This window comes from Caballeronia sp. Sq4a (assembly GCF_023170545.1).
In the GTDB taxonomy this organism is placed as follows: domain Bacteria; phylum Pseudomonadota; class Gammaproteobacteria; order Burkholderiales; family Burkholderiaceae; genus Caballeronia.
Genome location: NZ_CP084250.1, coordinates 2,534,580 through 2,547,416, shown reverse-complemented (window position 1 = coordinate 2,547,416; position 12,837 = coordinate 2,534,580). Strand labels below are relative to the sequence as shown.

Here is a 12,837-nt window from a genome sequence, read left to right as displayed (position 1 = left end):
ACCCTTCTTCGAAAAGTCTCAAGGAAACACCATGCGCATTGCGGAAGTCGTTCGCAACACCAGCGAAACGCAGATCCGTGTGAAGCTCGATCTGGACGGCACCGGCAAGCAGAAGCTCGCCACCGGCGTGCCGTTTCTCGATCACATGCTCGACCAGATTGCCCGTCACGGCCTGTTCGACCTCGAAATCGAAGCGCATGGCGACCTCCATATCGACGATCACCATACCGTCGAAGACACCGGCATCACGCTCGGGCAAGCGGTGGCGAAGGCCATCGGCGATCGCAAGGGCATTCGCCGCTATGGTCATTCGTACGTGCCGCTCGACGAGGCGCTGTCGCGCGTCGTGATCGACTTTTCGGGGCGGCCGGGGCTCGAATTCCATGTGCCGTTCACGCGTGCGCGCATCGGCACGTTCGATGTCGATCTCACCATCGAATTCTTCCGCGGCTTCGTGAACCACGCGGGCGTGACGCTGCATATCGACAACCTGCGCGGCATCAACGCGCATCATCAGGTCGAGACCGTGTTCAAGGCCTTCGGCCGCGCGCTGCGCATGGCCGTCGAAGTCGACGAACGCGCGGCGGGACAGATTCCATCGACCAAAGGCAGTCTCTGATCAGCCGTTTGCCGATTCGGCGCCGCACAGCGTTCAACTCGGCCGACCATTCGCGATGGATCTTTTCAAGTCGTTCATATCCTTGCTCGCGCTGATCAACCCGATCGGCGCGATACCGTTTTTTCTGAGCCTCACCTCGCAGCAATCGGACGTGGAGAAGCGCAACACCATCCGCGTCGCGTGTATTTCGGTGTTCTGCGTGATCGCCGTAACGGCGCTGCTCGGGCAGCAGATCATCGCGTTCTTCGGTATTTCGGTCGGATCGTTCGAAGTAAGCGGCGGCATCATCATGCTGCTCATGGCGATCAGCATGCTGAACGCGCAAGTGGGCAACGCGCGCTCGACGCCCGAAGAGCGTATGGAAGCGGAAGAGCGCCACAGCATCGCAGTCGTGCCGCTCGCCATTCCGCTGCTCACGGGCCCGGGATCGATCAGCACGGTGATCGTCTATGCTGCAAGTGCGCAGCACTGGTACGACCGCTTCGGGCTCGTCGTGCTGGGCGCGATCATCGCGGCGTTGTGCTTCGGCGCGCTGAATCTCGCGGAGCCGATCGCGCGCTGGGTCGGGCGCACCGGAATCAATATCGGCACGCGTCTCATGGGATTGATGCTGTCCGCGCTGGCGGTGGAATTCATCGTCAACGGCTTGAAGGCCCTGATGCCTACCTTGAAATGAAAACTTCGATTGCGATTGTTGATTACGGAATGGGCAACCTGCGCTCGGTGTATCAGGCGCTGAAGAAGGCCGCGCCCGACGCGGACGTGGCGATCGTCGATCAGCCGCAGGCCATTCACGCGGCCGATCGCATCGTGCTGCCGGGACAGGGCGCGATGCGCGACTGCATGGCGCACCTCGGGCAGTCCGGCCTGCAGGAAGCGGTGATGCAGGCGTCGCGCGAAAAGCCGATGCTCGGCGTGTGCGTCGGCGAGCAGATGCTCTTCGACTGGAGCGAGGAAGGCGACACGCGCGGTCTCGGGCTGTTCCCGGGCAAAGTGGTGCGTTTTCAGCTCGAAGGCCGCGTGCAGGACGACGGCTCGCGCTTCAAAGTGCCGCAGATGGGATGGAACCGCGTGCGTCAGACGCAGGCGCATCCGGTCTGGGACGGCATCGCGGACGGCGCGTTCTTCTACTTCGTGCACAGCTATCACGTCGCGCCGGAGAACCCGGCGCACACATCGGGCGAAACCGTCTACGGCGATGCGTTCACGTCGGCGGTTGCGCGCGACAACATCTTCGCGACCCAGTTTCACCCGGAAAAGAGCGCCGACGCGGGCTTGCGCCTGTACCGCAACTTCGTTCACTGGAACCCGTGAGCGGCGTCGCGCGTTAGCCTGGCGGCCGCGCCTCCGCACGATTGAGTGCCGCGAGACTTGTACTACACTAGCGAGACGGCCCGCGCGGCCGTTTCAATCACTTTCACCCAGAAGATACGCGATACCTATGCTGCTCATTCCGGCCATCGATCTCAAAGACGGTCAGTGCGTGCGCCTGAAGCAAGGCGATATGGACCAGGCGACCATTTTTTCAGAAGATCCGGCGGCGATGGCCCGGCATTGGGTCGACAAGGGCGCGCGCAGACTCCACCTCGTCGATCTGAACGGCGCGTTCGCGGGCAAGCCGAAGAACGGCGACGCCATTCGGGCGATCATCGAAGAAGTGGGCAGCGAGATTCCGGTGCAGCTCGGCGGCGGCATCCGCGACCTGAACACCATCGAACGCTATCTGGACGACGGCCTTTCGTACGTGATCATCGGCACGGCGGCGGTGAAGAATCCCGGTTTCCTGCAAGACGCGTGCAGCGCGTTCGGCGGGCACATCATCGTCGGACTGGACGCGAAAGACGGCAAGGTCGCCACCGACGGCTGGAGCAAGCTGACCGGCCACGAAGTCGTGGACCTCGGCCGCAAGTTCGAGGACTACGGCTGCGAGTCGATCATCTACACGGACATCGGCCGCGACGGCATGCTTCAGGGCATCAACATCGACGCGACCGTCCGGCTCGCGCAAGCGGTCAAGATTCCGGTGATCGCAAGCGGCGGGTTGTCGAGCATCGCGGACATCGAATCGCTCTGCGAAGTCGAGGACGAAGGCATCGAAGGCGTGATCTGCGGTCGCGCGATCTATTCGGGCGACCTCGACTTCAAGGCGGCGCAAACCCGCGCCGACGCGCTGCGCGAAGCAGACGACGCCTGAGCCGCATTTCCGGCTTCTCGCGCGAGCACACTGAAGCGCGCCGGGCGGCGCTGGCCGCCCTCAACCGTACCGAACCGGCAGTAGCTAGAACATGGCTCTCGCAAAACGCATCATCCCCTGTCTCGACGTGACCGCTGGCCGCGTGGTGAAGGGCGTCAACTTCGTCGAACTGCGCGACGCGGGCGATCCCGTCGAAATCGCGCGACGCTACGACGATCAGGGCGCCGACGAACTCACGTTCCTCGACATCACCGCGACGTCCGACCAGCGCGATCTCATTTTGCCGATCATCGAGGCGGTGGCCTCGCAGGTCTTCATTCCGCTCACCGTCGGCGGTGGCGTGCGCGCGGTCGAGGACGTCCGGCGTTTGCTGAACGCGGGCGCGGACAAGATCAGCATGAATTCGTCGGCGGTCGCGAATCCGCAACTCGTGCGCGACGCGTCGGACAAGCACGGCTCGCAGTGCATCGTCGTCGCGATCGACGCGAAGCGCGTGTCGGGCGAAGGCGAGCCGCCGCGCTGGGAAGTGTTCACGCACGGCGGGCGCAAGGCGACCGGCATCGACGCAGTGGAATGGGCGCGCAAGATGGCCGAACTCGGCGCGGGCGAAATCCTGCTGACCAGCATGGATCGCGATGGCACGAAAGCCGGCTTCGATCTGGCGCTGACGCGGGCCGTGTCGGATGCCGTGCCCGTGCCGGTGATCGCGTCGGGCGGCGTCGGGTCGCTGAAGCATCTGGCGGACGGCATCGTCGAAGGGCACGCCGACGCCGTGCTCGCCGCAAGCATCTTCCACTACGGCGAGCATACGGTCGGCGAAGCGAAGCGTTTCATGGCCGATCAAGGCATTTCGGTGAGGATCTGAACCGTGAGCGACCCGACGAATTGGCTCGACAAGGTGAAGTGGGACGCGAACGGCCTCGTGCCCGTCATCGCGCAGGAAGCATCGACCAACGACGTGCTGATGTTCGCGTGGATGAACCGCGAAGCGTTGGCGAAAACCATCGAACTGAAGCGCGCCGTGTACTTCTCGCGCTCGCGACAGCGCCTGTGGTTCAAGGGCGAAGAGTCGGGGCACGTCCAGCACGTGCACGAAGTGCGGCTGGATTGCGATGAAGACGTCGTGCTGCTCAAGGTCGAGCAGGTGTCGGGCATCGCGTGCCATACGGGCCGCCATTCCTGCTTCTTCCAGAAATTCGAGGGAACGGCCGAGGGCGGCGAGTGGGTCGCCGTCGAGCCGGTCCTAAAAGACCCAGAAAGCATCTACAAATGACGCAAGCCACCACGCTGGACACGCTGCTTCGCCTTGCCGCCGTTATCGACAGCCGGAAAGGCGGCGATCCGGAACAATCCTACGTTTCGCGACTCTTTCATAAAGGTGACGACGCGGTCCTGAAGAAGATCGGCGAGGAAGCGACCGAAGTCGTGCTCGCCGCGAAGGACGCGCGCCACGGCGGCGCGCCGAAGGCGCTCGTCGGCGAGGTCGCCGATTTGTGGTTTCATTGTCTCGTGATGTTGTCGCACTTCGACCTGAGTCCCGCCGACGTAGTCGCCGAACTGGAACGGCGCGAAGGCTTGTCGGGCATCGAGGAGAAGGCGCTGCGCAAGTCGCGCGAGCGCGAACAAAACGGCGGCTGACGAGGCGTTCGCCCACTTTCTCGCGCGAGCGAAGGAGGCAAGCATGGCCGGGCTCGATGGACCGTACCCGCCGCCTGTGTATCAGACGCCGGCGGAAGACGAGCGGCTGCGCAGCCTGCGCACGCTCACGCACATCCTTTACGCGCTGTACGCGCTCTATTGGCTGACGGGCGGGCTGACCGTGCTCGTCGCGATCATCATCAATTATCTGAAGCGCGGCGACACGGTGGGCACGCCGTATCAGGCGCACTTTTCCTGGCAAATCCGCACGTTCTGGTGGGCGGTGCTCGGCCATGTGATCGGCGTCGCGTTGTTGTTCGTGGGCGTCGGCTTTCTCATTTTGTCCGCAGTCGGCATCTGGACGCTGTATCGCGTCATCAAGGGCTGGCTGTTTCTCTACGAAAACAAACCGATCGACCCGCAGACGTGGTTCTAGCGGCGATGCCTGGCAACGGAGTACGCACATTCATGAGCCAAGACAACTGCATCTTCTGCAAGATTGCCTCCGGGCAGATTCCCAGCACGAAAGTCTACGAGGACGACGAATTCGTCGCGTTCAACGACATCAACCCGGCCGCGCCGGTTCATGTGCTCGTGATTCCGCGTCAGCACATCGAGACGCTTTCGGACTGTTCCGAAAGCGATGCGCCGCTGCTTGGTAGAATGTTAAGTCTCGTTGGCCGTCTCGCGAAAGATTTGGGCGTTTCCTACACGGGTGGGGATACCGGGTTCCGGACGGTCATCAATACCGGGCCAGGCGGCGGGCAGGAGGTGTATCACATTCATGCGCATCTTCTGGCTGGGGCGCGTCCGTGGCGGCGAATGGGCTGACGCCGGTTTCATCGGCGTTTTGCTTTCCAATGCCATATTGGGCGCGCAAAATCGATACTGATAGCCGAGGCGGCATTGCTTCGGCTCGAGCTGCAGGCCAGCCTTCCGTCGCGGAAAGGCTTTTGCGGCGGAATAAGGAGAGTTTTCATTCATGGGTTCGTTAAGCATTTGGCATTGGTTGATCGTTCTGCTGATCGTGGCGCTCGTCTTCGGCACGAAGAAATTGCGCAATATCGGCGGTGATCTTGGCGGCGCGGTTCGCGGCTTCAAGGAAGGCATGCGTGAGGAAGAGAACCCCGCGTCGACCGATAAGCGCGATCAACTGCCGCGCGACACGGTGGACGTGGAAGCGAAGGACAAGACGCGTTCGGGCGACTACCGCTAATCGAACGGGCGAACGTAACCCTGCACAGTTCCTTCAATGCTCGATCTTGGTCTGACCAAAATGGCGCTCATCGGCGTCGTCGCGCTGGTGGTGCTCGGGCCGGAGCGCTTGCCCGGCGTCGCTCGCACGGCGGGCGCGCTCTTCGGGCGCGCTCAGCGTTACATCAACGACGTGAAGTCGGAGGTGGCGCGCGAGATGGAACTCGACGAACTCAAAAAGATGCGCACGCAGTTCGAGACGGCGGCGTCGAACGTCGAATCGACGATTCACGACAACCTGCGACGCCACGAGTCCGAACTGAACGATGCGTGGAGGGAAGGCACGTCGGTCGAGCCGAGCATCGCGGGAGGCGCTGCGGCGTCGCCTGAAGATGAAAGCGGCGCTTCCGACAAGCCTTGGGTGAACTCGACGTTCGCGCCGGCGAAGCGCAAGAACTGGCGCGTCAAGCAGACGGCGGTTCCTAACTGGTACAAGCGCACCACCGCGCGCCGCACGCGCGTGCAGTCGGGCGCGGCCCGCGTCGCGCGTCATACGCCTGCAAGCTTGCGCCGTCCGACGAAATTCTTCTGACACGGCCGCATTTCTTCCATCGATGATCCAAACCGAGGGCCGGCGTGAGCGACCCGCAATTCAATAAAGACGAGCCCGTCGAAGAGACGTTTATCTCCCATTTGGTGGAACTGCGCGATCGCATCATCCGCGCGGGGGCTTCGGTCATCGTCGTTTTCGTCGGGCTGGTGTATTGGGCGCCGGACATCTTCAAACTGCTCGCGCGTCCGCTGATGCAGAACTTGCCGCGCGACGGCAAGATGATCGTCACCGACGTCACCGGCTCGTTCTTCGTGCCGATGAAAGTGACGATGCTCGTCGCCTTCGTCATCGCGTTGCCGTTCGTGCTGTATCAGATCTGGGCGTTCGTCGCGCCGGGGCTCTATCAGCATGAGAAGAAGCTGGTCGCGCCGCTGGTGTCGAGCAGCTACGCGCTGTTTCTCTGCGGCATGGCGTTCGCGTATTTCGTCGTGTTCCCGACCATTTTCCGCGTGATGGCGCATTACAACGCGCCGCTCGGCGCGGAAATGACGACGGATATCGACAATTACCTGAGTTTCGTGCTCACCATGTTCCTTGCGTTCGGCGTCACATTCGAGGTGCCGATCGTCGTCGTGCTGCTCGCGCGCATGGGCGTGGTGTCGATTCAGAAGCTCAAGCAGATCCGGCCGTATGTAATCGTCGGCGCGTTCATCATCTCGGCGGTGGTGACGCCGCCGGATGTCTTCTCGCAGCTCATTCTGGCGATTCCGCTCATCATCTTGTACGAAGCGGGAATCGTGGCGGCGCGGCTGGTTGTCGGGAAAGAGGCGATCAAGAGCGAAGAGCTCACCGTGAAATAAGAAGCTGCGGCCGATTGTCGCAGCGTCCGTCGGACCGAACGCGTGTTCTCCGCAATAAAAAAGGCAGCCGAGGCTGCCTTTTTTGAGCGCTCGGCGCGTTATTCGTCGCCCTGATCGCCCTGATCTTCGTCCGGCGTCTGCGGCGCCTTGGGCTGCGCGGGCCGTTTGCCGATCATCACGTTCACGTCCAGTTCCTTGTTCTTGCGCATCAGATGCACTTTCACGGACGTACCCGGCTTGATCTGAGCAACCACGTTCAAGAGGCGCGTGGTGTCGGTGATCGTGTCCTCGTTGATGCTGACGAGAATATCGCCGGGCTTGATGCCGGCTTTATCCGCCGGGCCGCCTTGCAGCACGCCCGCGACGATCGCGCCGGATTTCTGATCGAGCCCGAACGATTCCGCGATCTCCGGCGTCACGTCCTGCGGTTCGACGCCGATCCAGCCGCGCGTGACCGTGCCCGTCGTGATGATGCTCTCCAGCACGCTGCGCGCCGTCGACACCGGAATGGCGAAGCCGATGCCCAGCGAGCCGCCGCTACGTGAATAAATGGCGGTGTTGATGCCGAGCAGGTTGCCGTTCACGTCGACGAGCGCACCGCCCGAATTGCCGGGGTTGATCGCCGCGTCGGTCTGAATGAAGTTCTCGAACGTATTGATGCCCAGGTGATTGCGCCCGAGCGCGCTCACGATGCCCATCGTCACCGTCTGGCCGACGCCGAACGGATTGCCGATCGCCAGCACGACATCGCCGACGTGCGTTTGGTCCATTCGCCCGAGCGTGATGCTCGGCAGGTTCGTCAGCGCGATCTTCAGCACGGCGAGGTCCGTTTCGGGATCGACGCCGATCACCTTCGCGCTCGACGTGCGCCCGTCCGCGAGCGCGACTTCGATCTGGTCCGCACCGTCCACGACGTGCTGGTTCGTTAGAATGTAACCTTCCGAGCTGACGATGACGCCTGACCCGAGATTCGACGCGGGAGGCTCGTCGTTCTTGCGTCTGTTCTTGTCGCCGAAGAAGTAGCGGAAAAGCGGGTCTTTGGCTCGCGGGTCCGCCGGCAGATTGCCGTCCTTGCTGGAGAACACGTTCACCACCGCGGGCATCGCCTTTTGCGCGCCGTCCGCATACGACGACTGGAGCGGGCGCGAGCCGATGCTCGGCGCCACTTCCTGTAACGCGACGATCGGCTCGGCGAGTTGCTTGCCGAATTGGCCCTGACGTTGAAGCCACTGCGGTTTCAGGGTCGCGATGATGAACATCAGAGCCAAAAGCACGGTGACCGCTTGGGCAAAAAACAGCCAGAAGCGTCTAAGCATTTGAAGGGATAGAGGATTTCATGGATCGGATCGAACTCGAATTGTATCTGAACAACCTGCTGGAAATCGGCCGCTTCAAGGACTATTGCCCGAACGGCCTACAGGTGGAAGGCACGCGCCGCGTTCAGAAAATCGCGACCGGCGTGACGGCATCGCTCGCCTTCCTGGAAGCCGCGCTGGAGTGGGGCGCGGACACGGTGCTCGTCCATCACGGCTACTTCTGGCGCAACGAGGCGCCGCAGATCACGGGGCGCAAGCATCGGCGGCTGCGCACGCTGGTCGCCAACGACATCAATCTATTCGCGTATCACCTGCCGCTCGACGCGCATCCGGAACTCGGCAACAACGCGCAGATCGGCGCGCGGCTCGGCCTCATTGCCGACGGCCGTTTCGGCGATCAGGACATCGGCTGGGTCGCGCCGATCACCATGCCGCTTTCGCTCGAGCACTTCACCGCGACGGTCGAGAATGCGCTCGGTCGCAAGCCGCTCGTGTTCGGCGACGCCGACCGCGAACTGCGGCGCGTCGCGTGGTGCACGGGCGGCGCGCAGGGCTATTTCGAACAGGCCATCGACGCGGGCGCCGACGTGTATCTGAGCGGCGAGGTGTCCGAGCAGACGATGCACATCGCGGCGGAATCCGGCGTGGCGTATATCGCGGCGGGGCATCACGCGACGGAGCGTTATGGCGTGCAGGCCGTCGGCGCGCACCTGTCCGAAGAGTTCGACATCGAGCATGTGTTTATCGATATCGATAATCCGGTCTGAAGTGGCGATTCTTCGTCGCTCAAGCCCGGCTGGAGCGATGAAAAGACGCTTCACGCGAACGCACGAAAACGTGGGGAAAACCCGGAAGGTTCGTTAAATCCGGGTAATTTTCCCCGAACGGCCCTTGTAAATGGCAACTCCATTCGCGCACACTAGCGGCGGAACACTGATGTGACGGTATAAATCCAACTCAGAAGTGGGGCGTGTGATGCGAGACAAGGACGATAAGCGCGTCGATGGCGGCCGCCGTACCTGGCTGATTACGACGACCGTGGCGGGTGGTGTCGGAGGTGTGGCAACGCTGGTTCCCTTTGTTGGTTCGTTCGCTCCGTCGGAGAAGGCCAAGGCGGCGGGCGCACCCGTCGAGGTCGATATCAGCGGACTCAAGCCGGGCGAAATGATGACGGTCGCCTGGCGCGGCAAGCCGGTGTGGATCGTGAATCGCACGGACGAAATGCTGTCCGACGTGAAGAAGGCCGACAACGAAGTGGCCGATCCGAAGTCCAAAATGGAATTCTCGATGCCGTTGCCGGAGTACTGCAACAACGAGTTCCGCTCCCGCGCCGATCACAAGAACATATTCGTGGCCGTCGCCGTCTGTACGCACCTCGGCTGCACGCCGACGCCGCGCTTCACCGAAGGTCCGCAACCCAATCTTCCCGATAACTGGCCCGGCGGCTTTCTTTGCCCGTGCCACGGCTCGACCTACGACATGGCCGGCCGCGTCTTCAAGAACAAGCCCGCGCCGCAGAATCTGGACGTGCCGCCGTACATGTTCACTTCCGCGACGCAACTCGTGATCGGCAAGGACGAAAAGGGAGAGGCTTAAATGGCGACCGCAGACAAGGATGTGGAAACGACGGGCTTCTTGGGCTGGATAGATCGCCGGTTTCCTTTGACTTCCACCTGGAAGAAACACGTCACCGAATACTACGCGCCGAAGAACTTCAACTTCTGGTATTTCTTCGGCTCGCTTTCAATGCTCGTGCTGGTCATTCAGATCGTCACGGGCATTTTTCTCGTCATGAATTACAAGCCCGATGCGACGCTGGCTTTTGCATCGGTCGAGTACATCATGCGCGAAGTGCCGTGGGGCTGGCTCATTCGGTATATGCATTCCACGGGCGCGTCGATGTTTTTCGTCGTCGTTTATCTGCACATGTTCCGCAGCCTGATGTACGGGTCGTACCGCAAGCCGCGCGAGCTCGTGTGGATTTTCGGTTGCGCCATTTTCCTGTGTCTGATGGCGGAAGCGTTCTTCGGCTATCTGCTGCCCTGGGGGCAGATGTCGTTCTGGGGCGCGCAGGTTATCGTGAATCTGTTCTCGGCGATTCCATTCATTGGCCCGGATCTGTCGCTGTGGATTCGCGGCGATTATGTCGTGTCGGATGTCACGTTGAATCGCTTCTTCTCGTTTCATGTGATCGCGATTCCGCTCGTACTGATCGGGCTCGTTGTTGCGCATCTGGTCGCGCTGCACGAAGTGGGATCGAATAATCCCGATGGCATCGAAATCAAGGCAAAGAAGGACGCGAACGGCATTCCGCTCGACGGTATTCCGTTTCACCCGTATTACTCGGTGCACGACTTCATGGGCGTCTGCATCTTCTTGCTGATTTTCGCGGCGATCATTTTCTTCGCGCCGGAAATGGGCGGCTACTTCCTCGAAGCGAATAACTTCGTGCCGGCCAATCCGCTGCAGACGCCGTCCGAAATCGCGCCCGTCTGGTACTTCACCGCGTTCTACGCGATGCTGCGCGCGACCACGGATCCGTTCAAGATCGTGCTGATGATCATCATCGCGCTGCTCGGGGCGTTCGCGCTTTTGCGCGCGCGCGGAAAATGGCGCATTGGGCTGCCCGTGCTCGCGCTCTTGGTGATCGTGTTCATGGCGCTCACCGAATCCAAGTTCTGGGGCGTGGTCGTGATGGGCACGGCGGTCGTTTCGCTGTTCTTCGTGCCGTGGCTGGATCGCAGTCCGGTGAAGTCGATCCGCTACCGGCCGCTCTTTCACAAAGTCTTCTACGCGATCTTCGTCTTCGCGTTCCTGGTGCTCGGCTTCCTGGGAACGCGTCCGCCATCGCCGGCGGGGACGCTCATCGCGCAAATCTGCGCGCTCATTTATTTCGCGTTTTTCCTCGGCATGCCTTTCTGGACGCCGCGCGGCCGATTCAAGACGCCGCCCGAGCGAGTGAACTACAAATTCCACTAAGCGCCCGTCCGGAGAAGACACAATGAAAAAATGGCTCTCGACTCTCGCGATGATCGGCGCGGCGATGTTTTTGTTCAGCGCGGCGCCAGCGCACGCGGCGGAAGAAGCGGTGCTGGACCGTGCGCCCGATAACGCGGACAATTTTGCGTCCTTGCAGCACGGCGCCCAAATATTTGTAAACTACTGCCTGAACTGCCATAGCGCGAGCCTGATGCGCTACAACCGTCTGACGGACCTCGGGCTCACGCAGAAGCAGATTCAGGACAATCTGCTGTTCACGACGGAGAAGATTGGCAACACCATGAGCATCGCGATGCGCCCGGACGACGCCAAAGCGTGGTTCGGCGCCTCGCCGCCGGATTTGTCGGTGGAGGCGCGAGCGCGCGGCAAGGACTGGCTCTATACGTACTTGCGCAGCTTCTACCGTGATCCGACCCGCCCGACGGGCTGGAATAATCGCGTGTTCGAGAACGTGGGCATGCCGCATGTGCTGTGGACGCTGCAAGGCATCCGCGATGCGCGATTCGAGACGGATACGGACGAGAAAACCGGCGAAAAGACAAAAAGATTCGTGGGTTACACTCAGGTGACGCCTGGCACCATGTCGAACGTGGATTATGATTCAGCTGTGGCCGATCTGGTTTCGTACCTTTCGTGGATGTCCGAACCCGCCCAGCAGACCCGCAAGCGCCTCGGCGTCTGGGTCTTGCTGTTCCTGGCGCTCCTGAGCTTCCTCGCATGGCGTCTGAACGCGGCATACTGGCGAGATATCAAATAGCACGCCATCGACGGCGTGGGTCGGCTCGGCGGCGCTCCCGGAAGGGAGCCCCGCGGCCGGCCTTCGAGTTTACTGAAGGGACTTAAAAACATGATGGTTCTGTATTCCGGCACTACTTGCCCGTTCTCCCAGCGCTGCCGGCTGGTGTTGTTCGAAAAGGGCATGGATTTCGAGATCCGCGACGTCGATCTGTTCAACAAGCCGGAAGACATCGCGGTGATGAACCCGTACGGTCAAGTGCCGATTCTCGTCGAGCGCGACCTGATCCTGTACGAGTCGAACATCATCAACGAGTATATCGACGAGCGTTTCCCGCACCCGCAGCTGATGCCGGCTGATCCGGTGCAGCGTGCGCGCGCGCGTCTGTTCCTGCTGAATTTCGAGAAAGAACTGTTCGTGCACGTCGGCACGCTCGAGAACGAAAAGGGCAAGGCGGCCGAGAAGAACCACGAAAAGGCGCGCAGCGCGATTCGCGACCGCCTCACGCAACTCGCGCCGATCTTCCTGAAGAACAAGTACATGCTGGGCGAGGAATTCTCGATGCTCGACGTCGCGATCGCGCCGCTCTTGTGGCGTCTGGATCACTATGGCATCGAGCTGTCGAAGAACGCCGCGCCGCTGATGAAGTACGCCGAGCGCATTTTCAGCCGCCCGGCTTATATTGAAGCGCTGACGCCTTCCGAAAAGGTGATGCGTCGATAGTTTG

18 protein-coding genes are annotated in these 12,837 nt (G+C 61.6%); 17 read left to right on the top strand and 1 reads right to left on the bottom strand.

Annotated elements, in window-relative coordinates; translation table 11 throughout:
• Positions 1-31: 31 nt before the first annotated feature.
• From hisB to tatC, 12 genes are all read left to right on the top strand, one after another.
• Positions 32-619: an imidazoleglycerol-phosphate dehydratase HisB gene (gene hisB / locus LDZ24_RS12090; protein WP_175946524.1), complete on the top strand. Its 588-nt coding sequence runs from the start codon at positions 32-34 to the stop codon at positions 617-619.
• A gap of 55 nt (positions 620-674) precedes the next feature.
• Positions 675-1,295 (top strand): YchE family NAAT transporter, encoded by a 621-nt coding sequence (locus LDZ24_RS12085; protein WP_248320601.1) that lies wholly within the window; start codon positions 675-677, stop codon positions 1,293-1,295.
• A complete protein-coding gene (gene hisH / locus LDZ24_RS12080) occupies positions 1,292-1,933 on the top strand; it encodes an imidazole glycerol phosphate synthase subunit HisH (protein WP_206467117.1) in 642 nt (213 codons plus the stop codon). Before LDZ24_RS12085 ends, hisH begins: the two co-directional genes overlap by 4 nt.
• Positions 1,934-2,060: 127 nt before the next feature.
• Positions 2,061-2,813 carry a 1-(5-phosphoribosyl)-5-[(5-phosphoribosylamino)methylideneamino]imidazole-4-carboxamide isomerase gene (gene hisA, locus LDZ24_RS12075; protein WP_175946530.1) on the top strand — a complete coding sequence of 251 codons (753 nt, stop codon included), beginning with the start codon at positions 2,061-2,063 and terminating at the stop codon, positions 2,811-2,813.
• 91 nt (positions 2,814-2,904) lie between these two features.
• Positions 2,905-3,678: an imidazole glycerol phosphate synthase subunit HisF gene (hisF, locus tag LDZ24_RS12070; protein ID WP_175946532.1), complete on the top strand. Its 774-nt coding sequence runs from the start codon at positions 2,905-2,907 to the stop codon at positions 3,676-3,678.
• A 3-nt stretch (positions 3,679-3,681) separates the two neighbouring features.
• Entirely contained in the window at positions 3,682-4,086 is a 405-nt protein-coding gene (gene hisI / locus LDZ24_RS12065) for a phosphoribosyl-AMP cyclohydrolase (RefSeq protein ID WP_248320600.1), read from the top strand.
• Positions 4,083-4,451, top strand: coding sequence for a phosphoribosyl-ATP diphosphatase (locus tag LDZ24_RS12060; protein ID WP_175946536.1), 369 nt, complete (start codon positions 4,083-4,085; stop codon positions 4,449-4,451). The genes hisI and LDZ24_RS12060 overlap by 4 nt, the downstream gene beginning before the upstream one ends.
• A gap of 43 nt (positions 4,452-4,494) precedes the next feature.
• The gene (locus tag LDZ24_RS12055) at positions 4,495-4,887 is read left to right on the top strand and encodes a hypothetical protein (RefSeq protein WP_175946538.1); all 393 of its coding nucleotides are present in this window, start codon (positions 4,495-4,497) and stop codon (positions 4,885-4,887) included.
• 32 nt (positions 4,888-4,919) lie between these two features.
• The gene (locus LDZ24_RS12050) at positions 4,920-5,282 is read left to right on the top strand and encodes a histidine triad nucleotide-binding protein (RefSeq protein WP_175946540.1); all 363 of its coding nucleotides are present in this window, start codon (positions 4,920-4,922) and stop codon (positions 5,280-5,282) included.
• Between the two features lie 151 nt (positions 5,283-5,433).
• A complete protein-coding gene (gene tatA, locus LDZ24_RS12045; protein ID WP_248320599.1) occupies positions 5,434-5,667 on the top strand; it encodes a Sec-independent protein translocase subunit TatA in 234 nt (77 codons plus the stop codon).
• Between the two features lie 36 nt (positions 5,668-5,703).
• A complete protein-coding gene (gene tatB / locus LDZ24_RS12040; protein ID WP_248320598.1) occupies positions 5,704-6,237 on the top strand; it encodes a Sec-independent protein translocase protein TatB in 534 nt (177 codons plus the stop codon).
• Positions 6,238-6,281: 44 nt separating this feature from the next.
• Positions 6,282-7,058 (top strand): twin-arginine translocase subunit TatC, encoded by a 777-nt coding sequence (gene tatC / locus LDZ24_RS12035; protein ID WP_248320597.1) that lies wholly within the window; start codon positions 6,282-6,284, stop codon positions 7,056-7,058.
• A gap of 98 nt (positions 7,059-7,156) precedes the next feature.
• On the opposite strand, the gene LDZ24_RS12030 is transcribed toward tatC, so the two are convergent.
• A complete protein-coding gene (locus LDZ24_RS12030; RefSeq protein WP_175946549.1) occupies positions 7,157-8,374 on the bottom strand; it encodes a S1C family serine protease in 1,218 nt (405 codons plus the stop codon).
• Positions 8,375-8,394: 20 nt separating this feature from the next.
• Between LDZ24_RS12030 and LDZ24_RS12025 the strand changes: the two genes are divergently transcribed.
• The 5 genes from LDZ24_RS12025 (at position 8,395) to LDZ24_RS12005 (ending at position 12,833) form a co-directional block, all read left to right on the top strand.
• Positions 8,395-9,141, top strand: a complete 747-nt coding sequence (locus LDZ24_RS12025; protein WP_248320596.1) for a Nif3-like dinuclear metal center hexameric protein — start codon at positions 8,395-8,397, stop codon at positions 9,139-9,141.
• 208 nt (positions 9,142-9,349) lie between these two features.
• Entirely contained in the window at positions 9,350-9,970 is a 621-nt protein-coding gene (gene petA, locus LDZ24_RS12020) for a ubiquinol-cytochrome c reductase iron-sulfur subunit (RefSeq protein ID WP_175946553.1), read from the top strand.
• Positions 9,971-11,353, top strand: a complete 1,383-nt coding sequence (locus tag LDZ24_RS12015) for a cytochrome bc complex cytochrome b subunit (RefSeq protein ID WP_248320595.1) — start codon at positions 9,971-9,973, stop codon at positions 11,351-11,353.
• 22 nt (positions 11,354-11,375) lie between these two features.
• Positions 11,376-12,131, top strand: a complete 756-nt coding sequence (locus tag LDZ24_RS12010) for a cytochrome c1 (protein WP_248320594.1) — start codon at positions 11,376-11,378, stop codon at positions 12,129-12,131.
• Positions 12,132-12,221: 90 nt separating this feature from the next.
• Positions 12,222-12,833 (top strand): glutathione S-transferase N-terminal domain-containing protein, encoded by a 612-nt coding sequence (locus LDZ24_RS12005; RefSeq protein WP_008344155.1) that lies wholly within the window; start codon positions 12,222-12,224, stop codon positions 12,831-12,833.
• Positions 12,834-12,837 lie beyond the last annotated feature (4 nt).